Raw genomic sequence first — 24,788 nt, 5'->3', positions numbered from 1 at the left:
GGTCACACCGTACGACGGTCGGCCCACGGCCCGTGAGCGGCCTGTGAAGCCGGTCAGTTGAGCGTGTCGGGGTCCGGGCCCGTACGCATGCCACGGTCGAGGCCCGCGACCGCGTCCATGTCCGCGGTCGAGAGCTCGAAGTCGAAGACGTCGATGTTCTGGCGGATGCGCGCGGGCGTGACCGACTTGGGGATCACGACATTGCCGAGCTGGAGGTGCCAGCGCAGAACCACCTGGGCCGGAGTCTTCCCGTGCTGTTCGGCGAGGGAAACGAGGACCTCGTCGTCCAGCAGTGCGCCCTGGGCCAGCGGGCTCCAGGCCTCGGTGGCGATGCCGTACTCCGTGTGCAGAGCGCGCAGTTCGCCCTGCTGGAGGCCCGGGTGCAGTTCGATCTGGTTGACCGCCGGGACCAGGGAGCTCTCCTCCCGCAGCCGGCGCAGGTGCGCGGGCTGGAAGTTGGAGACGCCGGCGGCCCTGATCCGGCCGTCGGCCAGCAGCTTCTCCAGGGCGCGCCAGGTATCGACGTAGAGGTCGCGGGCCGGGGTGGGCCAGTGGATGAGATAGAGGTCCACATGGTCGAGGCCCAGCGCCGCCAGGCTCGCGTCGAAAGCGGTGAGCGTCGCGTCGTATCCCTGGTCCGCGTTCCAGAGCTTCGTGGTCACGAACAGCTCATCGCGGGTCAGTCCGGACTCGGCGAGCGCGCGGCCCACCCCGGCCTCGTTGCCGTAGACGGTGGCGGTGTCGATGGAGCGGTAGCCCGCATCCAGGGCCGCGGTGACCGCGGCGGTGGTCTCGTCGTCCGGAACCTGGAAGACGCCGAATCCGAGCTGCGGAATCGTGACGCCGTTGTTGAGGGTGACGGTGGGGACCGTGGACATGGTGATGCCTCTCGTGGTGCCGGACCGGGAGATGCGGGCCCGGGTGTCCTTCGGGCCGATTCGATCCGCGTGCAATGGTTACTGGCGTAGACAATAATTGCATACGCGGGTTAATGGCAAGCGCCGGTAGAAGTGGCGACCGGGCAGTGTGCTGAACTGTCCGGGAAACACCGGATACAGGAGCTCTCTTGAACAGCAGTCGCCAGCCCGGCATCGTCCTCACCGACCGGCACTTCACGGTCCCGCTCGACCACGACGACCCGGGGGGCGAGACGATCGAGATCTTCGGCCGCGAAGCGGTGGCGAGCGGGAGTGCCGGCGAGGATCTGCCGTGGCTGGTCTACCTGGAGGGCGGCCCCGGCTTCGGCGCCCGCCGCTTCGTCGGGACGGAAGCCTGGCTGGGGCGGGCGGTGCGAGAGTTCCGAGTGCTGCTCCTCGACCAGCGCGGTACGGGGCTGTCCACCCCGGCCAACCGGCAGACCCTGCCGGTGCGCGGCGGCCCGCGTGAGCAGGCCGACTACCTCGCCCACTTCCGTTCCGACAGCATCGTCCGCGACTGCGAACTGATCCGCCCCCGGCTCACCGGCGGCGCGCCCTGGACCGTCCTCGGGCAGTCCTTCGGCGGCTTCTGCGCCGTCCGCTATCTCTCGGCCGCCCCGGAGGGCCTCGCCGCCGTCCTGATCACCGGAGGCCTGCCCTCGCTGGACGCGCACGCCGACGACGTCTACCGCGCCGCCTATCCGCGGATCGAGCGGAAGGTCGCGGCGCACTACGCCCGCTACCCGCAGGACGTCGCCCGGGCCCGTGCCATCGCCGCGTACCTCGCCGAGCACCGCCCGGACAGTGCGGGCCACACGCTGACACCCGAGGGATTCCAGTCCCTCGGCATCATGCTGGGCTCCGGCAACGGCAGCCACCAGCTGCACTATCTCCTGGAGAACGCGTTCGTCGAAGGCCCGGACGGCACGGAGCTGTCCGACGCCTTCCAGGAGGCCATGCGCACCGCCACCTCGTTCGCAGGCCACCCGCTGTACGCCGTGATGCACGAGATCATCTACGGTCAGGGCGCGCGGCCCACGGACTGGGCCGCCGAGCGTGTCCGCGCCGAGTTCCCGCAGTTCGACGCCGCCGCCGCACTGGCGGGCGAGGGGCCCCTGCTCTTCACCGGCGAGAGTATCCACCCCTGGCACTTCGACGTCGACCCCTCGCTGCGCCCGCTGCGCGAGACGGCGGAGCTGCTCGCCGCCCGTACCGACTGGCCCGTCCTGTACGACACGGAGCGGCTCGCGGCCAACGAGGTGCCGGTCGCCGCCGCCGTCTACCACGACGACATGTATGTGGACACCGGCCACGCGCTGCGCACCGCGTCCTCGATCCGCGGGCTGCGTACCTGGGTGACCAGCGAATACGAGCACGACGGCGTGCGTGCGGGCGGCCCCCGGGTCCTGGACCGGCTGCTCGCCCTCGTCCGGGGCGAGAGCGACCGCTAAGGGCTGTCAGCCCTGCAGCGCGTCCAGTGTCGCGTCCAGACCGGCCGCCGACTGCGGCGCTCGGTTGTACGGGAGGCTCGACAGGGCGGCCGCCATGCCGCAGGTGTTGGTCACCGCGGAGTAGACGAGCCCGGCGCCGATGCCGGCCGACAGCCAACGCGCCGCGGGGAAGCGCCTGCCCGCCAGCAGGCCGGCCACCACCAGGGAACCGGCGGCGAGCCGCACCTGGCGCTCCATCGGCCAGACCGCCCGGGCGCCCACCGGGCGGTCGAGGCCGTGCCCGTCGCCCTCCCAGGCGGAGGTCCCGCCGGTCAGTGTGGCGGCGTCGATGTCGGCGTCGGCGAGGACCTCGCACGCCCTGGTGGAGCGCACGCCGGAGGCGCACACCACCAGCAGGGAGCCGCGGGCGGAGGCCGACTTCAGGGCTGGGACCGCCTCGGGGAGCCGGTCCAGCGGGATGTTCAGGGCGCCGGGCACATGTCCCGATGCGTATTCGCCCGGGGCCCGGACGTCGATGACGGTGAACTCCTCCAGTCGTGCCGCGGCTTCGGTGGGGGAGAGGGAGGCGGGGCTGATCACGGGCGGGGTTCCTTTCGGTCGCCGGAGCGGTGGGGTCCGGGGTCCTGCTCACCCCGGCGCCCCGGGATGGCAATAATACCCCTAGGGGTATTGCGATCCGGCTCTGCGCGCCGATGTGGTCACCGCCGGAACGCTCCCTTGCTCCCTGCCCCGAAGTGCTTCCGGAATGCACGCATCCGTCACCTTCCGCTGGATAGCCTGTGGGGTATGACACAGCAGCTGGAAGCCATGCCCACGGACTGGCGTCGCGCCCTGGCCGTCGTCGCGCACCCCGACGACCTGGAGTACGGCTGCGCCGCAGCCGTGGCCGGCTGGACCGACGAGGGGCGTGAGGTCACCTACCTCCTGGCGAGCCGGGGAGAGGCCGGGATCGACACGATCGCCCCGGAGGAATGCGCTCCGCTGCGGGAGCGGGAACAGCGGGCGAGCGCAGCGGCCGTCGGTGTCGCCGCGGTGGAGTTCCTCGGCCACCGGGACGGTGTCATCGAGTACGGCACGGCTCTGCGCCGCGACATCACCGCGGCCGTCCGCCGCCACCGGCCCGAACTCCTCATCACCCTCAACCACCGGGACACCTGGGGCGGCGTCGCCTGGAACACCCCGGACCACCAGGCGGTCGGCCGGGCCACCCTGGACGCCGCGGGTGACGCGGGCAACCGCTGGATCTTCCCCGAGCTGGGCGAACAGGGCCTCGAACCGTGGGACGGGGTGCGCTGGGTCGCCGTCGCGGGCACCGACGCACCGACCCACGCGGTCGACGCGACGCCGGGCTTCGAGCGCTCCGTCCAGTCGCTGCTGGCCCACCGCACCTATATCGAGGTGCTGACGGACCAGGACCCGGAGGCGTACTGCCGTGCCTTCCTCACCGGCACCACGAAGGCTGCTGCCGAGCGCTTCGGCGGGCGCCCGGCCGTGGCCTTCGAGGTCTTCGCCCGCTGACGCCTGATTGACAAGTGGGTTTGCTGATTCTGCAATGGGTCCATGACGGAACAGAACGACCACGACGCCGAACTCGATGCCGTGCTCACCGGGGTCGGCCCGCGGCTGAGGCGGCTGCGCAAGGACCGGGGCGTGACGCTCGCGGGGCTGTCCGAGGCCACCGGGATCTCGGTCTCCACCTTGTCCCGCCTCGAATCCGGTGGCCGGCGGCCCAGTCTGGAACTGTTGCTCCCCATCGCCCGGGCCCATGAGGTGCCGCTCGACGATCTCATCGGCGCGCCGCCGGTCGGCGACCCCCGGGTCAAGTCGAAGCCGATCGTGTGGGGATCGAAGACCGCCCTGCCGCTCACCGCCCGGCCGGGCGGTCTCCAGGCGTACAAGGTCATCCAGGAGGCACCCTGCACCGAGCCGCTCGAGCAGCGCACCCACGAGGGATACGAGTGGGTGTACGTGCTGAACGGACGGCTGCGGCTCAAGCTCGCCGAGCACGACCTGGTCCTGGCTCCCGGCGAGGCCGCCGAGTTCGACACCCGGCTCCCGCACTGGTTCGGCCCCGCCGGCGACGAGCCGGTCGAATATCTCAGCCTGTTCGGGCCGCAGGGGGAGCGGATGCATGTCAGGGCCAAGCCGAAGCGGTCGTGAACGACGGGACGGGACCGGTGGGCGTGAGGTGTTCCCAGAGGGGCAAGCGACCGCTTAGTATGCAGCGGAGCAGTGGTAACGCCGACAGTGTTGTGGAGGCCCCTCATGCAGGCATGGCGAGTGCACCGGAACGGCGAGCCGAGCGAGGTGATGAAGCTCGAGGAGACCGACCGGCCGACCCCCGGGGACGGGCAGGTGCTGCTCAAGGTGCGCGCGGCGAACATCAACTTCCCCGACGCGCTGCTCTGCCGGGGCCAGTACCAGGTGACGCCGCCGCTGCCGTTCACGCCCGGAGTGGAGATCTGCGGCGAGACCGAGGACGGACGCCGGGTCCTCGCCACCCCCGCCCTCCCCGGGGGAGGTTTCGCCGAGTACGTCGTCGCGGACGAGGCGGCCCTGCTGCCGGTTCCCGACGCCCTGGACGACGCCGAGGCCGCCGCGCTGCACATCGGCTACCAGACGGGCTGGTTCGGGCTGCACCGGCGGGCACATCTGCGGGCCGGTGAAACGCTGCTGGTGCACGCCGCCGCGGGCGGAGTCGGCAGCGCGGCCGTCCAGCTGGGCAAGGCCGCAGGTGCCACCGTCATCGGTGTCGTGGGAGGTGCCGAGAAGGCCGCGGCAGCCCGGGAGCTGGGCTGCGACCTGGTCATCGACCGCCGGAGCGAGGACATCGTCGCGGCGGTGAAGGAGGCCACGGGCGGGCGCGGCGCGGACGTCGTCTACGACCCGGTCGGCGGCGACGCCTACGCCAAGTCCGTCAAGTGCATCGCCTTCGAGGGCCGTGTCGTCGTCGTCGGCTTCGCGAGCGGCGTCATCCCCACACCCGGTCTCAACCACGCCCTGGTGAAGAACTACTCGATCGTCGGGCTCCACTGGGGTCTGTACAAGACCAAGGACCCCGCCGCCATCCGTGCCTGCCACGACGAGCTCACCGAGCTCGCGGCACGGGGCGTCGTCAAGCCGCTGATCAGCGAGCGCGTCCCCATGACCGACGCGGGACGAGCCGTCCAGCGGGTCGCCGACGGCACCAGCACCGGCCGTGTCGTCATCCTGCCGTCAGGAGGCGCCCGATGAGCACCGCCATCGACACGGCACGGGTCCGTCGCCTCACCCAGGAGCTGCTGGCGGCCCACCCGCCGGCCACCACGGACCGCACCGACTTCCTCAAGGCGCGCTTCGACGCAGGCCTGGCCTGGGTGCACTACCCCGTGGGGCTCGGGGGCCTCGACGCGCCGCGCTCCCTGCAGCCCGTCGTCGACGCCGAACTCGCCGCCGCCGGTGCCCCCGACAATGATCCCCGCCGCATCGGTATCGGCCTCGGCATGGCCGCCCCGACCGTCCTCGCCTACGGCACCGAGGAGCAGAAGCACCGCTTCCTGCGCCCGCTCTGGGTCGGCGAAGAGGTGTGGTGCCAGCTCTTCAGCGAGCCCGGCGCCGGCTCCGACCTCGCCGCCCTCGGCACCCGCGCGGTCCGCGACGGAGGGGGCACCTCCCGCTCGGGCGAAGCCGAGAGCGGGGGCGACTGGGTGGTCGACGGGCAGAAGGTCTGGACGTCCAGCGCCCATGTGGCCCGCTGGGCGATCCTGATCGCCCGCACCGACCCTGACGTACCCAAGCACCGCGGCATCAGCTACTTCATCTGCGACATGACCGACCCAGGCGTCGAGGTGCGGCCGCTGCGTCAGATCACCGGCGAGGCCGAGTTCAACGAGGTCTTCCTCACCGGCGTACGGATCCCGGACAGCAGGCGCCTCGGCCCGGTGGGCGACGGCTGGAAGGTCGCCCGGACCACCCTGATGAACGAGCGCGTGTCCATCGGCGGAGCCCGCATCCCCCGCGAGGGCGGCATGATCGGCACCGTCGCGAAGACCTGGCGCGAACAGCCCGCCCTGCGGACCCACGCTCTCCACCAGCGGCTGCTCGCACTCTGGGTCGAGGCCGAGGTCGCCCGGCTCACCGGTGAACGGCTGCGCCAGCAACTCGTTGCCGGACAGCCCGGCCCCGAAGGCTCCGGGATGAAGCTCGCGTTCGCCCGCCTCAACCAGGAGATCAGCGGGCTCGAAGTCGAACTCCTCGGCGACGAAGGCCTGTTGTACGGCGACTGGACCATGCACCGCCCGGAGCTGGTCGACTTCACCGGACGCGACGCCGGCTACCGCTATCTGCGGTCCAAGGGCAACTCCATCGAGGGCGGAACGAGCGAGGTCCTGCTCAACATCGTCGCCGAGCGCGTCCTCGGACTGCCCGCCGAGCCGCGTAACGACAAGGACGTCGCCTGGAAGGATCTCGCCCGATGACCGCACAGACCGAAGCCACCCAGGCACCCGACCTGCTCTACTCGGAGGCCGAGGACGACCTGCGGTCCGCCGTGCGCGCGCTGCTGGCCGACCGGGCCGACGCGCCGGCGGTGCTCGCCGGGATCGAGTCCGACACGCCGTACGACCTGCGGCTGTGGGAGTCGCTCGCCGCGGGGATCGGAGCGGCCGGCCTGCTGGTCCCGGAGAAGCTCGGCGGCCAGGGCGCCACCCACCGCGAGGCCGCCGTGGTCCTGGAGGAGCTGGGACGCGCCGTCGCCCCGGCGCCGTACCTGACGAGCTCCGTCGTCGCGACCGAGATCCTTCTCGCGCTGTCCGACGGCGGCGGCCCGGCCGACGGACTCCTCGGGGAGCTGGCAGCGGGCAGCAAGGTCGCCGTTCTCGCCCTGCCGTTCGCCTCGGCACCCGCGGACGCGGCCGCGGGCGCCGGGGCGAACGGCAGCCTGGAGCGGACCGTGACCGGCGTCGCGGACGCCGCGGCGGCCGATGTGCTGCTGGTGCCCACAGCGGACGGGCTGTACGCGGTGGAGACCGGCGGGGCCGGCGTCACCGTCCAGCCGCTCGTCCCGCTCGACCTGACCCGCCCGCTCGCCACGGTCACGCTGACCGGCGCCACCGGCGTGAGGCTCGCGGAAGCGGGTCCCGCGTCCGAGGCCGTGAGCAGGGGCCTGCTGGCGGGTGCGGGACTGCTCGCGTCCGAGCAGCTCGGACTGGCCGAGTGGTGTCTGACCGAGACCGTCCGGTACACCCGCGAACGGCACCAGTTCAACCGGCCGGTGGGCTCGTTCCAGTCGCTGAAGCACCGGATGGCCCAGCTCTGGCTGGAGGTCGTCTCGGCGCGCGCCGCCGCCCGTAACGCCGCGGACGCGCTGGCGGCCGGCAGCCCGGACGCACCGCTCGCGGTCGCCGTAGCGCAGGCGTACTGCTCCGAGGTCGCGGTCCACGCGGCGGAGGAGTGCGTCCAGCTGCACGGCGGGATCGGAATGACCTGGGAGCACCCCGCGCACCTGTATCTGAAGCGGGCCAAGGCCGACTCGATCGCGTACGGCACCGCGGGACGCCACCGCGACGCCGTGGCAGAGCAGGTGGAGCTACCGGCTCCGTAAGGGGCGAACGGCGGGCCGGGTCGGTGAGGGGTGGCCTCAGGCAGGAGTCTCGTCGGAGTCGGCGAGTGTTCCGAGGCCGGCGATGATGCACCGGAGGCCGAAGGCGAAGTTGCGGTCGCGGATCTCGGTGGCCGTACCGATGTCGCGGCCGGCGAGCTGCCGCAGGGTCGCGAACTCCGTGAGTCCCGACCGCACCGCGTCCGAAACGTCCGCGAAGCCCTCCTCCGCCGACTGCCCGCCGTCCCGCTCCGCCGTCGCCGCGTTCTCGAGCATGCGGGTCTCCGCAGTGGCGAACCCGCAGACGTACTCGAGGACCAGGGCGGCGGCGCTGTCGGTCTGGTCGGGGGCCAGCCCGGAGCCGCTCGCCACGCGCAGCGCGGTGTCGGTCATACGCAGCGCGTTCGGGCCGATGTTGAGGTACTCGCCGATCAGCCGGGCGGCCCACCGGTGCCGGGCGAACATCGCGCGCAGGCTGCCCGCGAGGGCGCACAGCCGCTCGTCCCAGGGAAGGTCGTCCGCAGGCGCCACGACCTCGCCGAACACCTCGTCCAGCGCCAATTCGAGCAGCGCGCCCTTGGTGGTCACATGCCAGTACAGGGACATGTGCCCCGCGTTGAGCTGCGCCGCGACCCGGCGCATCGACAGGGCCTGCAGGCCCTCGGCGTCCAGGAGTTCGACCGCGGTCGCCACGATACGGTCCCTGCTGAGTCCCGGCGGACCTGGCTGCCGCGCGGGGGGAGCCAGCCATACGCTCGCGGGCTGTGCCGCTCCCCGCTTGCGCTCTCCCACGCCCGGCCTCCGGTCTCGTTCCGCCACTCGTTCGCCCCTCCGTCATCCTACGGCCGTGCGCCGCGTGTCCCGGCGCACGCAGGTCATGCCGGGGTCTGCTGATCAGGTGCGCCCGGCTTGCCGGAGACCGCTGCGCCGACCGGCGCCGGCGCAGCGGTCTGATCCCGCCCGGCCCAGCCGAGCAGTGCGCCGGCCGCGACACCGCCGACCGCCACGGCGAGAGCGCCCAGGAACTGGCTGGTCTCCAGGGCCGACACGAAGGCGTCGCGTACCTCAGTGACCCGGCCGCCCGCGGAGGCCAGTGCAGTGGGCAACGACTTCTCCGCCCCGTCGGGCAGGGCGGACGGAAGTCCCGCGTCGAACCGGGCGACCAGCGCGGCGCCGAGCGCGGCAACGCCGAGACCGGTGCCCAGCTCCTGGAGCGTGCCGTTGACGCCCGAAGCGGTGCCTGCCCTGGCCGGCGGGATGGCGCTCATCAGGGCCGCGCCGGCCGCCGGGCCCGCGGTGCCCATGGCGAACCCGACCACGATCAGACCGGGCAGGGTCCATCCGTATCCGCTGTCGCTCGCAGCGGCGATGGCGCACAGGCCGAGCGCGGCCGTCACCATGCTCAGGGCGACGGTCCTGGCGAGGCCGATCTTCTTGCCCAGCGGGGCGCTGGCGGCGCCGCTGCCGATGAGCAGGGCCACGGCGAACGGCACGATCCGCAGGCCGGTTTCGAGCGGGGAGTAGCCGAGGACGAACTGGAGCTGCTGGGTGAGAAGGAACAGCGAGCCCCCCATGCCGAAGGCGGCGAGCAGGCCGCCGAGCGCCGCGCCCGTGAACCGGCGTTCGGCGAACAGGCCCATGTCCAGCATCGGATGGGGCGTGTGGCGTTCCCAGACCGTGAACACGGCGATGGCCACGGCGGCGACGGCGAGCGGGCCGAGCACCACCGGGTCGGACCAGCCGTGCTCGGCGACGGCGATGACCGCCCAGACCAGGGACACCATGCCGACTACGGACAGCGGCAGGCCGACGAAGTCGGGCCGTTCGCTGTTCGGGTTACGGGACTCGGGGACCAGCCAGGCGATGGCGAGCAGACCGACGAGTGCGATCGGCACGTTGATCAGGAAGACCGAGCCCCACCAGAAGTGGGCCAGCAGGAACCCGCCGATGACAGGACCGCCCGCCATGCCGGCGGCCGACACGGCCATCCAGATGCCGATGGCCTTCATCCGCTCCTCGTCGCCGAAGACATGCATCAGGACCGCGAGCGTGGCCGGCATGAGCAGGGACGCGCCGAGCCCCATGACGACCCGGGCCGTGATCAGCATGCCCACAGAACCGGCCAGTGCACCGATCAGCGAGCCCCCGCCGAACAGCGTGAGTCCCGCGAACAGGGCCCGCTTGCGGCCGAAATGGTCGGCCATGCCGCCGGAGGCGATGAGGAGGCCGGCCAGAGCGAGCGAATAGGCGTTGATCACCCACTGCACGTCGGCCGTACTGGCGTCGAGGTCCTCGATGAGGGTGGGGACGGCGACGTTCAGGACGGTGTTGTCCAGCACCGTCGTCAGCAGGGTCAGGCAGAGGACCCCCAGGATCCACCACTTGCGGTCACGTTCGGATGTCGCCATCAGCGTGCTCCTTCCGGGCCGGTCTCGTACACCATACGATCCAGTCGTACACTGGACGAGAAGTTCTGGGTGCGGATTCCGGCCAACTGGGGAAGGTCATCCGTGGAGACCTGGCTACGAGAACGGAGACGCATCACGTGGCACGGAGAGTCGGGGACGAGAGCGACCGCGCCTGGGCCGGCCGGGCGATCGAACTGCTGCTGGCCGACCGGGCGGACGAACCGCCCACGCCTCTGAGGGCGTTCCCGCTCGCCGGGATGCCGGATGCGGCGCTGTATCTGAAGGACGAGTCGCGTCGGCCGACGGGGAGCCTGAAGCACGGGCCGGCCCGTGACCTGCTGCTCGACGCCCTGCGCGCCCGCGAGATCGGGCCCGGCACCTCGCTGTTCGAGGCCACCAGCGGCAACATGGCCGTTGCGCAGGCCCACTTCGCGCGGCTCCTTGAGCTGCCGTACACCGCCGTCGTCCCGGGGAAGACCGGGGCGGCCAAGCGGCAGCGGATCGAGGCGCAGGGCGGGCGCTGCCATCCCTTCGACCCGCCGCTCGCGGTCTACGGGAAGGCGCGCTCCCTCGCCGAGGAGTCCGGCGGTCACTGTCTGGACCATCTGGAGCGGGTGGGCGGAGCGGTCGACTGGAGCGGTCCGGCAAGTCTCGGAGCGCAGATCCTGGGCGATTTGGAGAAGGCAGGGGAGCCCGAGCCGGCGTGGATCGTCGTAGGGGTCGGCAGCGGTGCCACCTCGGCTGCCGTCGGCCGGTATCTCCGAAGGCGCGGGGTGGGGACCAGACTGGCCGTGGTCGATCCCGAGAACTCGGCGTACTTCGCCGGCTGGGCCGCGGACTTTCCCGGGTACACCACCGGCATGCCCTCCCGTATCGAGGGGATCGGACGGCCGCGCGTGGAGCCCGCCTTCGACCCTTCCGTGGTCGATCTGGTGATCCCGGTGCCGGACGCGGCGAGCGTGGCGGCGATGCGCCATCTGCACGCGATCACCGGGCTGATGGCGGGACCCTCCTCGGGGAGCTGTCTGTGGGGCGCCTTCCAGGTGCTGGACAGCATGCGGCGGGAGGGCACCCGGGGCCCGGTCGTGATGGTGGTGGGGGACGGTGGTGAGACCTACCGGGACAGCTACTACGACGACGCGTGGACCGAGGCCAAGGGCTGGCAACTGCACGGCCCGCTCTCCGACATGGAGCGCTTCACCACCACGGGGGTCTGGGGCGCCGCCCCGGGGGAACCCGCCCGGGGCGACACCACGTGAGGTCTCTCAGGCGGCCCGTACCGACACCGGCAGGCTCGTCACGCCGAAGATGTCGGGGCGCTGGTGGTAGGCAGGGGTGCCGACGCCGATGTCCTGGTAGCGGTCCAGCAGGGCGCGCAGGACGATCGACGACTCCATCCTGGCGAGGGGCGCGCCCAGGCAGAAGTGGATGCCGTGGGAGAAGGTCAGATGGCCCGTGGGGGTGCGGCGGGGGTCGAAGCGGTCCGGGTCGGGGAACTGTAGTTCGTCGCGGTTGGCCGACAGCAGCCAGGTGACCACGATCCGGCCCGCGGGGACGTCCACCTCGCCGATCCGGGTGTCCTCACGGGTGAGCCGGTAGAGGAAGGACACCGGCGGGCGGTAGCGCAGCACCTCGTCCAGGGCCCCGGGGATCAGTGACCGATCCTCGCGGACGAGGGCGAGGGTGCCCGGTGCCTCGTCGAAGCTGAGCAGGGCGTTGCTCATCAGCAGGGTCGTCGTCAGATGCCCGGCGAGCAGCAGGAACGCCGAGAAGTTGACCATCTGCTTGTCGCTGAGGCGCTCGCCGTCGGCTTCCGCCGCGACCAGGCGGGACAACAGGTCGTCCCGGGGGGTGGCACGGCGGTCCTTGACATGGGCGTGCAGGTAGTCCGCCATCTCGTTGAGCTCGGCGGCGCGGGTCTTGGCGTAGCCGCCCTCAAGGAACTGACCGGCCGTCACCTCGTCGCTGGGTGGCAGCAGATACTCCGCCCAGCGACGGAACATCTCCCGGTCCGATGTGGGGATGCCCAGCAGTTCGGCGATCACCACCACCGGCAGCGGCCCCGACAGCTCCTCCACGAGGTCGAACTCCGTGCGACCGGCGATCGAGTCGAGGAGTTCCGCCGTCACAGCCTGGATCCGTGGTTCGAGGGCCGCCACCGTGCGCGGGGTGAACGCCTGACTGATCAGCTTGCGCAGCTGTCCGTGCCGGGGCGGGTCGGTCACGCTCAGGGATGCCTCCGCGAAATTCGGCAGACCGGGCTCCGGCGGTGGCGCGAGGGAACTGAAGTCGGAGGAGAACACCGAGGGTTCGGACAACACGCGCAGCGCGTCGGCATGGGTGAGGACATGGCACGAGCCACTCGCCGGGTCGATCCACGTGGGTGCGTCGCGACGCATCCGCTTCAGCCACGCGTACAGCTCCCGGCCGTCGCCCACCACGGCGGGCGGCCCTTCGAACGGCGTGGACTCGGGTGTCACTGACGTCATCGGATCGTCTCCTCAGGCGGTGTGTACGGTGATCGGCAGGCTCTTCACCCCGAAGATCTCGGGACTGCGCTCGTAGTGGACGGGCGTTCCGACGTCCACCTGGCGGTAGCGGTCCAGGAGCTGGTTGAGAACGATCCGGGACTCCAGCCGGGCCAGTGGGGTGCCGATGCAGAAGTGGATGCCGTGGCCGAACGTCAGATGGGCCTTGGGCTTGCGCGAGATGTCGAAGCGGTCCGGGTCGGGGAACTGCCGCTCGTCGCGGTTGCCCGACATCTGCCAGCACATCACCGGCACGTTCGCCGGCAGGGTGACCCCGGACAGCTCGGTCTCCTGGCGGGTGACCCTGGCCTGGAAGACCACCGGCGGGCGGTGCCGCAGTACCTCCTCGAGGAAGGCCGGCACCAGCTCGCGGTCCTCGCGTACCGCCTTCGCCTGCCCGGGCTCGTCCGCGAAGCTCAGCAGGGCGTTGCCCATCAGCAGCGAAGTCGTCAGATGGCCCGCCAGCAGCAGGAAGTTCAGGAAGCTGACGGTCTCGCCGTCGGTCAGCGCGTCGCCGTCGACCTCGGCGGTCACCAGCCGGCTGATCAGGTCGTCGCGCGGAGTGGTACGCCGGTCCTGGACGTGGCCGAGCAGATAGGCGTGCATGTCCTTGAGCTGGCCCACGATCTGATCCGGCATCGCTCCGTCGGGCACCGCGCCCACCGGCAGCTCGTAGTTGGTCGACAGCAGGGCCTCGCCCCAGCCGCGGAACAGCTCGCGGTCGGCCGGCGGGATGCCCAGCATCTCGGCGATGACGATCACCGGCAGCGGGTAGGCGACGGCGCTCACCAGGTCGAAGTCCCGCTGCCCGGCGACCGTGTCGAAGAGCTCCCGGGTCAGCACCTCCACCTTGGGCTCCAACTGCGCGATCATCCGGGGGGTGAACGCCTGACTGACCAGCCGGCGCAGCTTGCCGTGCCGGGGCGGATCGGTCATGGTCAGCACGCCCTCGGTGAAGTTGGGGGCGTCCGGGTCCGGTGGTGGCATGACCGCGCTGAAGTCGGAGCTGAACACGTCCGGGGAGGACATCACCTTCAGCAGGTCGTCGTAGCGGAACACATGGGCCGCGCCGGTCATCTCGTCCCGCCACACCGGATGGCGGTCCCGCATCGTCTTCAGCCAGTCGAGCAGCTGACGGCCGTCCCCCACTCCGGTCGGGGGCCGGGGCACCTCAGCCGTCCCGGCGGCGTCCGTCGGTTCCATCGGTCGGGTCATCGCAGCTTCACTCCTCGCGGGTGGATGCGGCCGACCGGCGCGCGCCTCGGGCACACCGCCGGTCCGGCGCTTCGGCGCCTGGGGCCGGACGCTAGCCCCCGATCGGGTACATGACCCGCGCCGTTGCCGGAAGCTGCCGCGCTCGGGTCAGGAACGTGCCATTCGGGCGGTGGGCCCGGTCCGCCGACCTAGCGTTCCCCTCGAGTCGCAGTCGAACGTCCGCGCTACGGGCCGGGCGTCGAGGGACGGGGGACCCAGCGTGCACCTGACGGCCGACGGCACCACCACCCGCTTGCGCGCGTACGGGCCGCGGCAGCTGGACGAGATCGCCCGGCGCCATCCGCTCCCTGACGCCGCGCGTGAGACGGTCCGGCTGCTGTCCAGGGTGCTGCCCTTCCGGGTGAACGAGTACGTGCTCTCCGAACTCGTCGACTGGACCCGGGTTCCGGACGATCCCATGTACCAGCTCGTGTTCCCGCAGCACGGCATGCTCGACGAGGCCGACATGGCGGTCCTTCGTCGGCTGGCCGGGCGCCGGGACAGCGACCCGGAGGTGGTCGCCACGGTCCGTGCGATCCGGGGGCGGCTCAACCCCCATCCCGGCGGACAGCAGGAGCTGAACGTGCCACGCGGCGACTCGGGTCCGGTCCCCGGTCTCCAGCACAAGTACCGGGAGACCGTCCTGTACTTCCCCGGCCAGGGCCAGACCTGCCACACCTACTGCACGTACTGCTTCCGCTGGGCACAGTTCGTCGGGGACGCCGACCTGCGGTTCGCGGCGCGGGGCCCCGAGGGCCTGATCCGGTATCTGCGCGGACACCCCGACGTCAGCGATGTGCTGGTCACCGGCGGTGACCCGATGGTGATGACAGCCGACCGACTGCGCACCCATCTGGAGCCGCTGCTCGATGTGCCGACCGTGCGGACGGTCAGGATCGGCACCAAGTCGCCGGCCTACTGGCCGCAGCGGTTCGTCAGCGACGCCGACGCCGACGACGTACTGCGCCTGTTCGAGCGGATCGTGGGCTCCGGGCGCATCCTCGCGGTGCTGGCGCACTTCAGCCATCCGCGCGAGCTCGCCACCCCGGTCGCCCGGCGTGCGCTGGAGCGGATCCGGGCGACCGGCGCGGTGGTGTACTGCCAGGCGCCCCTCATCAGGCACGTCAACGACAGCGCCGCCACCTGGTCCGCGCTGTGGCGGGCCGAACTCACCGCAGGACTCGTGCCGTACTACATGTTCATGGCCCGGGACACCGGGCCGCACACCTACTACCGGGTGCCCATCGCCCGCGCGGTGGACATCTTCCAGGACGCCTACCGAGATCTGCCCGGCCTCGCCCGGACCGTGCGCGGGCCCGTGATGTCGACGACCGTCGGCAAGGTCGTCGTGGACGGGGTGGAGCGGCTGCCCGAAGGGCGCTACTTCCGGCTACGACTGCTCCAGGCCCGCGATCCCCGGCTGGTCGGGCGTCCGTTCAGGGCGCCCTGGTCGCCCGATGCCGCCTGGCTCGACGATCTACGGCCGGAGCCGGGCGACGACGAGCCGCTGCGCGCCGCGCTGACGGCCGGCTCGCGGACGGAGGCCGTGCGATGAGCACCGGGATTTCGCCCAACCTCGCGCTCGACCAGGAGGTCGCCCGGCTGAGGGCCGCCGGGGAGCGCGTGCTGCATCTGGGGTTCGGGGAGGCGCGGTTGCCGCTGCACGCCGGGCTGGCACGGGCGCTGGACGGCGGGGCCGGGCACACCGCCTACGGCCCGGTCGCGGGGCGTCCCGAGGTGCTCGCCGCCGTCGCCGGCTACCACGGCCGACGGGGGCTGCCCACCGAGGGCGAGCAGATCGTCGTGGCGCCCGGCAGCAAACCACTGCTGATGGCACTGGTCGCCGCCGTCGAGGGCGATGTGCTGCTGCCCCGGCCCGCCTGGGTGACGTACGGCCCACAGGCGCGGCTGATGGGGCGCGAGGCGTGGGGGGTGGACATCCCGGAACGGTGCGGGGGAGTGCCCGAGCCGTCCGCGCTGGCCGACACCCTGCGGCGGATGCGGCAACGGGGCCGAAGGCCGGGGTTGCTCGTGCTGACCCTGCCGGACAACCCGACCGGCACCCTGGCGCCGCCCGGACTCGTCCGCGAGGTCTGCGAGATCGCTCGCGCGGCGGACCTCACCGTGGTCTCCGACGAGATCTACCGGGACCTTCTGCACGACCCCGCCACCGCCTTCCTCAGCCCCGCGGAGGCCGCGCCCGAACGCACGGTCGTCACCACCGGGCTCAGCAAGACACACGCCATCGGCGGCTGGCGGATCGGCTCGGCCCGCTTCCCCGCCGGGGATCGGGGCGCCGAGCTGCGCGCCCGGGTCCTCGCCACCGCCAGCGAAGTCTGGTCCTCGCTCGCCGGGCCCCTGCAGGGTGTCGCCCGGTACGCCTACGACGAGCCGCCCGAGCTGACGGAGCACGTCGCGCGCGGCGCCCGGCTGCACGCCGCCGTCACCCGCGCCGTGCACCGCGTCATGACCGATGCGGGCGCCCGGGTCCGCGCCCCCGACGGCGGCTTCTACGTCTACCCCGACTTCGAACCCGCCCGGGCCGTGCTCGCCGCCCATGGCGCCGCCGACTCGGCGTCCCTGGAACGGGTGCTGCTGGAGCGGGCCGGAGTCGCCGTGCTCGGCGGCCACCACTTCGGCGACGACCCGGGGGCCCTGCGCTGCCGCGTGGCGACCAGCCTGCTCCACGGCGGGACCGAACGCCTGCGCCGTATCGCCATGGAGTCCGACGATCCCACCGCCCTGCCGCACATCCGCCGCGAGCTGGAACGTCTCGCACAGGTCCTGACGAAGCTGACGGCCTGACGGCCGCTGTGCCCACCGGAGGAAGTCACATGACCACGGGTGCCGAACAGGGCACACAGCCGTCACTCGCCGGGTTCAGCGGCGACACCACTGTGTCACCGCCACGCGGTTACGACCACCGGCTGCGCCAGGACGTCGCCGTCCTGGACACCTGGCTGAGCGACTACGTCAGCCGGCCTCGTCCGCAGCTGCGCCGCAAGGGAGCCGTCTGCCCCTTCATGCCGGCCGCGCTCCAGGCCGACGCGCTGCGCGCCGGCTTCCACTACGAGATCTCCGGCAAGGACCCCGACGAACTGCGCGACCTCCTGGAGGAGGAACTCGCCCGATTCATGCGGACGCCCGCCGCTGATCCCCTGGACAGCCTCGTCGTGGTGCTGCCCGACCTCACCGAGGACGGATACGCCGCCCTCGACGACGCCCACGCACGGCTGAAGGACACCGCGGTGCGGGGCGGCGTCATGATCGGCCAGTTCCACCCGGCCTGCGACGAACGCTCGGTCCGAAACGACGGGTTCAGGGTCTCGCGCTCCCCGCTGCCACTGCTCGCGATGCGGCACATGGCCTCGCACGACATCCTCTTCCTGCACGAACTCCCGCACTGGTTCGACGCCTACCGCGAACGCTTCGGGGACCAGTTCGCCGAGGGACGGATCCGCGAGCCTCTGATGCTCGGCCTGTTCGCCGCGGCCGAGCGCCGCCACATCCGGCGGAAGGAATCCTGATGCGCCCCGACGAAGCCGACGCCGCCGTCGCCGTACGCGCCCTGCTGTACGCGCCTCTGGTCTCGCGTGCCCTGTGCAGCGTGGCCGAGCTCGGCATCCCCGACATCCTGTCGCACGGCCCGCGCACCGCGGCCGAGCTGGCCCGGGACACCGGCGCCCACGAGAGCGCCCTGCACCAGGTACTGACCGCGCTGACGGCCTTCGAGGTCTTCGACGTACTGCCTGACGGCCACTTCGCCCTGGCTCTGCTCGGTACCGCCCTCACCTCGGGCGCACCCGGCAGCGCCCTGCCCAGCGCCCTGATGGCCCAGGCACTCTCGGCCCGCGCCTGGCAGGGCATCCCGGACACCGTACGCACGGGAACGCCCGCATTCGACAAGGAGTTCGGCGCCGACTTCTTCACCGTCCTCGACCGACGACCCGAACTGCGGGGCCTGTTCGACGCCACACAGGCCCGGGACGTCGAACTGGAGAGCGCGGCCGTCCTGCGCGCCCACGACTTCTCCTCAGCGGCCACCCTGATCGACGTCGGCGGCGGCGACGGCGCGCTCCTCGGCCACCTTCTGGCGGCCCACCCGGACCTGCGCGGGGTGCTGGTCGACCGCCCCGCCGCGGCCGCGGCTGCCCGCGCCCGGTTCTCCGCCGCCGGGCTCGCCGACCGCGCCGAGGCACGCCCCGGGGACTTCTTCACCGCCGTGCCGGATGGCGGGGACGTCTATCTGCTGCGGGAGATCCTGCACGACTGGGACGACGAGCAGTGCGTCACGCTGCTCGCGGCCTGCCGCCGGGCCATGCCCGCGCACGCCCGTCTCGTCGTGATCGAACTCGCCGCCGACGACCGGCCGGGCACCGACGCCGACGCCCGTACGACCGCGCTGATGACGCTGTACATGCTCTCGGTGCTGCCCGGCCGCGAGCGCACCCCTCGCGAGTTCGGGGCGCTGCTCGGTGCGGCGGGCCTACGGCTGGACTCCGTGAGCCGACTGACCGGACAGAAGGCCCTGCTCGTCGCGACCCCCGAACCCGCCGCCCCGTCCTTCCGAACGAGCCGTGAGCGGAGCACCGACCATGTCTGAGACCGCCGCCCCCCGCCACCCGCTGACCGGCCCGCAGCTCGGCGCCTACTACGGCCATGAACTGGACCCGCTGAAGTCGACGTACAACCAGGCGTCCTACCTGGAGATCACCGGCCCGCTGCGGGCCGACCTGTTGGAGAGGGCGCTCAGGCGTGCGGTCGCCGAGACCGACGCGCTGCGGATGCGGTTCGCGGCCGATGCCACCGGTCCCGTGCAGTACCCGTACGCGCCGGAGCCGTTCCCCTTCCCGGTGTTCGACGTGACCGGCGCCGACGACCCGCGGGCCGAGGCCGAGGCGTGGATGCGTGCGGAGCTGGCGCGCCCCGTCGACCTGGCGACCGGGCCCACACACGCGGAGGCGCTGTTCCGGATCGGGCCCGACCTGCACCTGTGGTACCAGCGCTCCCACCACCTCGTACTGGACGGCTACGGCGTCTGGCTGCTCACCCGGCGTACGGCCGAGCTCTACGACGCCCTGCTCGCGGGTGCCGACACAGTGGGCACGCCGATGCGGCCGCTCGGCGACCTGCTCGACGAGTACTCCGCCTACCTCGGCTCCGACGACCACGACCGTGACCGCGCCCACTGGCACCGGCGGTTTGCCGAGCGACCGGCGCCGGTGCGACTCGGCGGCCGCAGCGCCCCGGCCGGACCGGAGTACATCCTGCACCGCACCGGCGCCGACGCCACCGTCCTGCGGGGTCTGCACGCGCTCGCCGAGCGGCTGGGACAGCGCTGGACGCGCACAGCCGTGGCGGCGGTCGCCGCCCATGTGCACGCGGAGACCGGACGGCGGGACCTGCTGCTGACGTTGCCCGTCACCGGGCGTACGACGCCGGCCGCCCGTGAGGTGCCGGGCATGCTCGCCACGATGCAGCCCCTGCTGCTCGACCATGACCCGGATGCCGAGCTGGCCGCGTTCACGGCGCAGGTCGCCGAGCGGGTCGACGAGGCGCTGGCCCATCAGCGGTACCCGTACGAGCGGCTCCGCCGTGAGTTGGGCGCCCCGGCCGACGCGCCCAAGCTCTACGGGCCGATCGTCAATGTGCTCGCGTTCTCCGCCGAGCCGGCGTTCGGCGGAGCGCCGGCCGTACGGCAGTGGATCGCCATCGGGCCCGTGGACGACCTGGAGTTCATGATCCAGGAGTCGGCCACCGGGGAGCTCCAACTCAACCTGTGGGCCAACGCCGCCGTGTACCCGACCGAGACCGTGGCCCGCCACGGCGCTGACGTCATCGCGCTGCTCACCCGCCTTGCCGGGGCGGCCCCGGACACACCGCTCGCACACCTCACTCGGCCGCGGCCCACCCCACCGCGGCCCACCGCGACGACCACCGAGCCGCCCACCGGCAGCGCCGACGAGCTGTTCGCCGCCCGCGTCGACGCGGACCCCGAGGCTCCCGCGCTGCTCACCGAAGGCGAACCACCGCTCTCATACGGTGAGTTGGACCACCAGGCCGACCGGCTCGCCCGGCGTCTGGTGGAGCGCGGAGTCGGCCCCGAGAGCCTCGTGGCGCTCGCACTGCCCCGGGGCCGGGCACTGACGGCGGCCGTACTCGCGGTGTGGAAGGCGCGAGCCGCGTTTCTGCCCGTGGATCCCGACTATCCGCCGGACCGGATCGAGTTCATGCTCGCCGACGCCCGTCCCGCGCTGCTGCTCACCGAGCCGTCCGTCGACCTTTCGGCGGTGGAACTGGCCGGACTGCCCCGGATGACGCTCCGGAGCGACGACACCGGCCCCGAGCCGGCCGCCGACCCGTTCCCGTCCTCCGACCCTGCCCACCCGGCCTACGTCATCTACACCTCGGGCTCCACCGGCCGCCCCAAGGGCGTCGTCGTCACCCACGGCGGGATCGCCGACCTCGTGGCCACCCAGCGGACCCGTCTGAGCGCCGGGCCCGGCGCCCGCGTGCTGCAGTTCGCCTCGCCCAGCTTCGACGCGGCGTTCTGGGAGATGGCGATGGGCCTGTTCAGTGGGGCGGCACTGGTGGTCGAGCCGGCCGACAGGCTGACCCCCGGGCCCGCGCTCGCCGCGACCGTGGCACGGCACCGGGTCACCCATCTCACCGTGCCGCCCTCCGCCCTGTCCGCGATGACCGGCCTCGACCTCCCCACCGTGACCACCCTCGTCGTCGCCGGCGAAGCGGTGACCGAGCAACTGGTGGGCAGCTGGGCACCCGGCCGCACCCTGGTCAACGCCTACGGACCGACCGAGACGACCGTCTGTGCCACCACCAGTGGCCGGCTCACCGCCGACGGGGGCCCCGCCGCGCTCGGCACCGGTGTCCAGGGCACCCGTGTCCACGTCCTGGACGATGCCCTGCGCCCGGTCGCCCCCGGCGGTACCGGAGAGCTCTACGTCACGGGACACTCCCTCGCCCGCGGCTACCTGCGCAGGCCCGGGCTGACGGCTGCCCGCTTCGTGGCCTGCCCGTTCGGGGCGCCCGGCGAGCGTATGTACCGTACCGGCGACCTCGTGCGGTGGACCGGGGAGGGACAGCTCGTCTTCGTGGGCCGCTCCGACGACCAGGTCAAGCTCCGCGGCCACCGGATCGAGCTCGGCGAGGTGGAGGCCGTCCTGCGGCGCCTGCCAGGCGTCGCGCAGAACGCGGTGACCGTGCACGGTGAGCTGCTCGTCGCCTACGTCGTGGCCGCGCCCGGCGCGGGCGTCGACGTCGGGGCCCTGCGCGGACACGCCGCGGGCCGGCTGCCCGAGCACATGGTGCCCGGCACCGTCGTCCTCCTGGACGCCCTCCCGCTCACCCCCAACGGCAAGACGGACCGGGCGGCGCTCCCGGCACCCGACTTCCGGGCAACGTCCACCACCGCGGACGCCCGCCGTCCACTCACCGAGCACGAGGCGTTGCTGTGCCGGCTGTTCGCCGAGGTCCTCGAGCTCGCCGAGGTCGGCCCCGACGACGACTTCTTCGACCTCGGGGGCCATTCGCTGCTGGCCACCCGCCTCCTGGTGAAGATCCGTACGACCGCCGGCGGCGATCTCTCGGTCGCCGACCTCTTCGACGCACCCACCCCCGCGGGCCTCGCCGCCCGTCTGGCCCCTCCAGGCAACGGGGGCGTGGTGCGGCGGGAGCGGCCGGAGGTTGTGCCGTTGTCGTTCGCACAGCGCAGGCTGTGGTTCCTGCACCGTCTCGAGGGGCCGAGTGCGACGTACAACATTCCCTTGGCCCTGGAGGTGGAGGGGCCGCTGGACGTGGCGGTGCTGGAAGCGGCTGTCAATGACGTGGTCGCGCGGCACGAGCCCCTGCGGACTCTGATCAGGGAGCGCGACGGCGACCCGGAGCAGGACATCCGTGAACCGGCTCCGGATCTCGTGGCCATCGAGTCACAGGAGGCCGAGACGGACCGACTGCCGCACACCCTCGCGCGGGCGGTGGCCCACCCTTTCGACCTCGGCCGTGAACTCCCCTTGCGGGTCACCCTGTTCCGCACCGGAGCCGACCGGCACACGGTGTTGCTCCTCATGCACCACATCGCAGGGGACGGTGCCTCCCTGCGGCCGCTGCTGCGTCATCTGACGGAGGCGTACACGGCACGGTTGAGCGGTCACGCGCCGCGATGGACTCCGCTACCTGTAACGTACACCGACTACGCCCTGTGGCAGCAGGAGCAGTTCGGGGAGGACGAGGAGCGTCCCGACCTGACGTACTGGCGCGCTGCCCTCGCCGGACTGCCGGACGTGTTGGAGCTGCCCTCCGACCGGCCCCGCCCGGCGGTCAGCAGCCACCGGGGTGCCGTGCACGCCTTCCGTGTCGAACCGGAGCTCCACCAAGGCCTCCTGGCGCTGGCGCGGGAGTCGGGGGCGACGTTGTTCATGGTGGTGCAGGCCGGTCTGGCCGCGCTGTTGTCCAGGCTGGGTGCGGGGGATGACATTCCGCTCGGTACCGCGGTGGCGGGGCGGACCGATGACAGCCTGGAGGAGCTGGTCGGGTTCTTCGTGAACACGCTGGTGTTGCGGACCGACACCTCGGGTGATCCGGCCTTCCGTGAGCTGCTCGCCCGTGTCCGGTCAGGGGACCTGGAGGCGTACGCCCATCAGGACCTGCCCTTCGAGCAGCTGGTGGAGGCGCTCAACCCGGAGCGGTCCCTGTCCCGGCAACCCCTCTTCCAGGTGATGCTGTCGCTCGACAACAACCCGTCCGCCGCCGTCACCATGCCCGGACTCCGTGTACGCACCAGGGTCGTCAGGGCGGAGGCCGCCCGAGTCGATCTGACGTTGAGCCTCAGCGAGGTGAAGGCGGGCGGCGGCATCGAAGGAACCCTGGAGTACGCCACCGACCTGTTCGAGGCGGACACCGCCGCCGCGCTCATGGCACGCCTGACGGGACTGCTCGAAGCAGCCGTGGCCGACCCGTCCGCCGCCGTGTCCGACCTGGACGTCCTCACGGCCGGCGAGACCGCGGCCCTGACCGAGGGGTGGAACGCGCCCGCGCTGCCCTCAGCCACGGAGCGTACGCCCCGCACGGTCCAGGAACGGTTCGCCGAGCAGGCCGCCCGTACACCGGACGCGGTCGCGCTGCGGGAGGCCGACGGCGGCACCGTCACCTACCGCGAACTGGACCAGAGGCAGCGCCGCCTCGCCGCACGGCTGCGCGCCCTCGATGTCCGACCCGGCCATCGGGTCGCCGTCCTCCAGGAGCGATCGGCGGCACTGGTCGCCACCACACTGGCCGTGCTGGCCACCGGTGCCGCCTACGTCCCGCTGAACCCGGCCGACCCCGCGCGCCGGATGCGGCACGTCCTTGCCGAGACGGACGCCGTGGTGCTGCTCACCGACCGAGACCCGGCCGACGAACTGCCCGAACCAGGCGTCCCGGTGGTGCGCGTCGACACACCGGGCCCGGAGGTGCCCGCCGACACCCCACCCTTCGCGGGCCGGCCCGATGATCTCGCCTACGTCATGTACACCTCGGGCTCGACCGGGGCCCCCAAGGGCATCGCCGTGACCCACGCCAACATCCTGGCCCTGGTCGACGACCGGCACTGGCGCTCGGGCGCACACGGCCGTGTTCTGCTGCACTCGCCGTACGCCTTCGACGCCTCGACCTACGAGATGTGGGTGCCGCTGCTGCACGGCGGGGAAGCGGTGCTCGCGCCCGCCGGCCGGCTCGACTCCGCCGCACTCGCCGACACCATCGAACGGTATGGCGTCCGCTCGGTGTTCCTCACCACAGCCCTGTTCAACCACCTCGTCGAGGATCATCCCCACGCGTTGTCGGGGGTACGAGAGGTGTGGACCGGCGGCGAGTTCGTCTCCCCGGCGGCGGTCCGCAGGGCCCTCGAACGCTGCCCAGGCACCACGGTCGTGCATGTCTACGGGCCCACCGAAACCACCACGTTCGCGGTCGGTCACCCGCTGGCGGGTCCGGAGTCCGTCCGAGGCGAAACCGTACCGATCGGCCGCGCTCTGGACGGCGACCGCTGCTTCGTGCTCGACGAGCGGCTGCGGCCCGTGCCGCCGCATGTGGTGGGCGAACTGTACATCGCGGGCGAGGGCGTGGCCCGGGGATACCTTGGTCAACCCGGGCTGACGGCTGCCCGCTTCGTGGCCTGCCCTTTCGGGGCGCCCGGCGAGCGTATGTACCGTACCGGCGACCTCGTGCGGTGGACCGGGGACGGACAGCTCGTCTTCGTGGGCCGCTCCGACGACCAGGTGAAGATCCGCGGCCACCGGATCGAGCTCGGCGAGATCCAGGCCGCCCTGCTGGACGACCCGACCGTGGCGCACGCTGTGGTGAGCGTTCTCGACGACCTCTCCGTCGGCCGCCGTCTTGCCGCCCATGTCGTGCCCACCGACCTCACCGATCCGCCCGCGGCGGACCGGCTGCACGCCCGGCTTGCCGGGCGGTTGCCGGGGTTCATGGTGCCGGGGGTGTTTGTGGTGGTGGGGGAGTTGCCGTTGACGCCGAACGGGAAGGTGGATCGGCGGGCGTTGCCGGTTCCTTCGGAGGGTGTGGTGCGGGGGGAGGGTGGTCGGTCGGCGGGGTCGCCGGAGGAGGAGATGGTCTGTCGGGTGTTCGCGGAGGTGTTG

General features: G+C 72.2%; 18 protein-coding genes. 12 read left to right on the top strand and 6 right to left on the bottom strand.

All coding sequences use genetic code 11. The annotated features are described in order from the left end of the window. Positions 1-53 precede the first annotated feature (53 nt). Positions 54-878, bottom strand: coding sequence for an aldo/keto reductase (locus tag AB0C75_RS34900; protein ID WP_362896399.1), 825 nt, complete (start codon positions 876-878; stop codon positions 54-56). A gap of 188 nt (positions 879-1,066) precedes the next feature. Between AB0C75_RS34900 and AB0C75_RS34895 the strand changes: the two genes are divergently transcribed. Further along, complete coding sequence (locus tag AB0C75_RS34895; protein ID WP_362896397.1) at positions 1,067-2,368, top strand: alpha/beta fold hydrolase; 1,302 nt, start codon at positions 1,067-1,069, stop codon at positions 2,366-2,368. Between the two features lie 6 nt (positions 2,369-2,374). Here AB0C75_RS34895 and AB0C75_RS34890 read toward each other — a convergent pair whose 3' ends face one another. Then, complete coding sequence (locus AB0C75_RS34890; RefSeq protein ID WP_362896395.1) at positions 2,375-2,947, bottom strand: rhodanese-like domain-containing protein; 573 nt, start codon at positions 2,945-2,947, stop codon at positions 2,375-2,377. A 207-nt stretch (positions 2,948-3,154) separates the two neighbouring features. Here AB0C75_RS34890 and AB0C75_RS34885 point away from each other — a divergent pair, with 207 nt between their 5' ends. The 5 genes from AB0C75_RS34885 to AB0C75_RS34865 all read left to right on the top strand — a co-directional run bounded on the left by AB0C75_RS34885 (position 3,155) and on the right by AB0C75_RS34865 (position 7,949). Continuing rightward, positions 3,155-3,886: a PIG-L deacetylase family protein gene (locus AB0C75_RS34885; protein WP_362896393.1), complete on the top strand. Its 732-nt coding sequence runs from the start codon at positions 3,155-3,157 to the stop codon at positions 3,884-3,886. A 42-nt stretch (positions 3,887-3,928) separates the two neighbouring features. Beyond that, the gene (locus tag AB0C75_RS34880; protein ID WP_362896391.1) at positions 3,929-4,528 is read left to right on the top strand and encodes an XRE family transcriptional regulator; all 600 of its coding nucleotides are present in this window, start codon (positions 3,929-3,931) and stop codon (positions 4,526-4,528) included. Between the two features lie 105 nt (positions 4,529-4,633). After that, entirely contained in the window at positions 4,634-5,602 is a 969-nt protein-coding gene (locus AB0C75_RS34875) for an NADPH:quinone oxidoreductase family protein (RefSeq protein WP_362896389.1), read from the top strand. Further along, entirely contained in the window at positions 5,599-6,825 is a 1,227-nt protein-coding gene (locus tag AB0C75_RS34870) for an acyl-CoA dehydrogenase family protein (protein ID WP_362896387.1), read from the top strand. Before AB0C75_RS34875 ends, AB0C75_RS34870 begins: the two co-directional genes overlap by 4 nt. After that, positions 6,822-7,949: an acyl-CoA dehydrogenase family protein gene (locus AB0C75_RS34865; RefSeq protein ID WP_362896385.1), complete on the top strand. Its 1,128-nt coding sequence runs from the start codon at positions 6,822-6,824 to the stop codon at positions 7,947-7,949. The genes AB0C75_RS34870 and AB0C75_RS34865 overlap by 4 nt, the downstream gene beginning before the upstream one ends. A 36-nt stretch (positions 7,950-7,985) precedes the next feature. On the opposite strand, the gene AB0C75_RS34860 is transcribed toward AB0C75_RS34865, so the two are convergent. Both AB0C75_RS34860 and AB0C75_RS34855 read right to left on the bottom strand, forming a co-directional pair. After that, entirely contained in the window at positions 7,986-8,639 is a 654-nt protein-coding gene (locus AB0C75_RS34860) for a TetR/AcrR family transcriptional regulator C-terminal domain-containing protein (protein WP_362896383.1), read from the bottom strand. Positions 8,640-8,821: 182 nt separating this feature from the next. Next, positions 8,822-10,354, bottom strand: a complete 1,533-nt coding sequence (locus AB0C75_RS34855; protein WP_362896381.1) for a DHA2 family efflux MFS transporter permease subunit — start codon at positions 10,352-10,354, stop codon at positions 8,822-8,824. A gap of 137 nt (positions 10,355-10,491) precedes the next feature. On the opposite strand from AB0C75_RS34855, the gene AB0C75_RS34850 reads away from it, so the two are divergent. Next, a complete protein-coding gene (locus AB0C75_RS34850) occupies positions 10,492-11,613 on the top strand; it encodes a pyridoxal-phosphate dependent enzyme (protein WP_362896379.1) in 1,122 nt (373 codons plus the stop codon). A 6-nt stretch (positions 11,614-11,619) separates the two neighbouring features. Here AB0C75_RS34850 and AB0C75_RS34845 read toward each other — a convergent pair whose 3' ends face one another. Next, positions 11,620-12,843 (bottom strand): cytochrome P450, encoded by a 1,224-nt coding sequence (locus AB0C75_RS34845; RefSeq protein WP_362896377.1) that lies wholly within the window; start codon positions 12,841-12,843, stop codon positions 11,620-11,622. Between the two features lie 12 nt (positions 12,844-12,855). After that, entirely contained in the window at positions 12,856-14,097 is a 1,242-nt protein-coding gene (locus AB0C75_RS34840) for a cytochrome P450 (protein ID WP_362896375.1), read from the bottom strand. 259 nt (positions 14,098-14,356) lie between these two features. Here AB0C75_RS34840 and AB0C75_RS34835 point away from each other — a divergent pair, with 259 nt between their 5' ends. From AB0C75_RS34835 to AB0C75_RS34815, 5 genes are all read left to right on the top strand, one after another. Beyond that, positions 14,357-15,691, top strand: coding sequence for a lysine 2,3-aminomutase (locus AB0C75_RS34835; protein WP_362896373.1), 1,335 nt, complete (start codon positions 14,357-14,359; stop codon positions 15,689-15,691). After that, positions 15,688-16,941, top strand: a complete 1,254-nt coding sequence (locus AB0C75_RS34830) for an aminotransferase class I/II-fold pyridoxal phosphate-dependent enzyme (protein WP_362896371.1) — start codon at positions 15,688-15,690, stop codon at positions 16,939-16,941. Before AB0C75_RS34835 ends, AB0C75_RS34830 begins: the two co-directional genes overlap by 4 nt. Positions 16,942-16,970: 29 nt before the next feature. Further along, a complete protein-coding gene (locus AB0C75_RS34825; RefSeq protein ID WP_362896369.1) occupies positions 16,971-17,663 on the top strand; it encodes a DUF6875 domain-containing protein in 693 nt (230 codons plus the stop codon). Further along, complete coding sequence (locus AB0C75_RS34820; RefSeq protein ID WP_362896367.1) at positions 17,663-18,739, top strand: methyltransferase; 1,077 nt, start codon at positions 17,663-17,665, stop codon at positions 18,737-18,739. The genes AB0C75_RS34825 and AB0C75_RS34820 overlap by 1 nt, the downstream gene beginning before the upstream one ends. Further along, positions 18,732-24,788: amino acid adenylation domain-containing protein (locus AB0C75_RS34815; RefSeq protein ID WP_362896365.1), on the top strand; the 6,057-nt coding region annotated here is incomplete at its 3' end. The genes AB0C75_RS34820 and AB0C75_RS34815, both read left to right, overlap by 8 nt.

The organism is Streptomyces sp. NPDC048565, assembly GCF_040650935.1.
Classification (GTDB): domain Bacteria; phylum Actinomycetota; class Actinomycetes; order Streptomycetales; family Streptomycetaceae; genus Streptomyces.
The sequence above is the reverse complement of the archived record's forward strand: the minus strand, read 5'-3'. Positions and strand labels throughout refer to the sequence as shown.

Excerpts from the sequence above, each read along its gene's own strand:
- AB0C75_RS34900 (WP_362896399.1), bottom strand. The coding sequence starts at position 878 with ATGTCCACGGTCCCCACCGTCACCCTCAACAACGGCGTCACGATTCCG.
- AB0C75_RS34885 (WP_362896393.1), top strand. The coding sequence starts at position 3,155 with ATGACACAGCAGCTGGAAGCCATGCCCACGGACTGGCGTCGCGCCCTG.
- AB0C75_RS34880 (WP_362896391.1), top strand. The coding sequence starts at position 3,929 with ATGACGGAACAGAACGACCACGACGCCGAACTCGATGCCGTGCTCACC.
- AB0C75_RS34875 (WP_362896389.1), top strand. The coding sequence starts at position 4,634 with ATGCAGGCATGGCGAGTGCACCGGAACGGCGAGCCGAGCGAGGTGATG.
- AB0C75_RS34870 (WP_362896387.1), top strand. The coding sequence starts at position 5,599 with ATGAGCACCGCCATCGACACGGCACGGGTCCGTCGCCTCACCCAGGAG.
- AB0C75_RS34865 (WP_362896385.1), top strand. The coding sequence starts at position 6,822 with ATGACCGCACAGACCGAAGCCACCCAGGCACCCGACCTGCTCTACTCG.
- AB0C75_RS34855 (WP_362896381.1), bottom strand. The coding sequence starts at position 10,354 with ATGGCGACATCCGAACGTGACCGCAAGTGGTGGATCCTGGGGGTCCTC.
- AB0C75_RS34845 (WP_362896377.1), bottom strand. The coding sequence starts at position 12,843 with ATGACGTCAGTGACACCCGAGTCCACGCCGTTCGAAGGGCCGCCCGCC.
- AB0C75_RS34840 (WP_362896375.1), bottom strand. The coding sequence starts at position 14,097 with ATGACCCGACCGATGGAACCGACGGACGCCGCCGGGACGGCTGAGGTG.
- AB0C75_RS34830 (WP_362896371.1), top strand. The coding sequence starts at position 15,688 with ATGAGCACCGGGATTTCGCCCAACCTCGCGCTCGACCAGGAGGTCGCC.
- AB0C75_RS34825 (WP_362896369.1), top strand. The coding sequence starts at position 16,971 with ATGACCACGGGTGCCGAACAGGGCACACAGCCGTCACTCGCCGGGTTC.
- AB0C75_RS34820 (WP_362896367.1), top strand. The coding sequence starts at position 17,663 with ATGCGCCCCGACGAAGCCGACGCCGCCGTCGCCGTACGCGCCCTGCTG.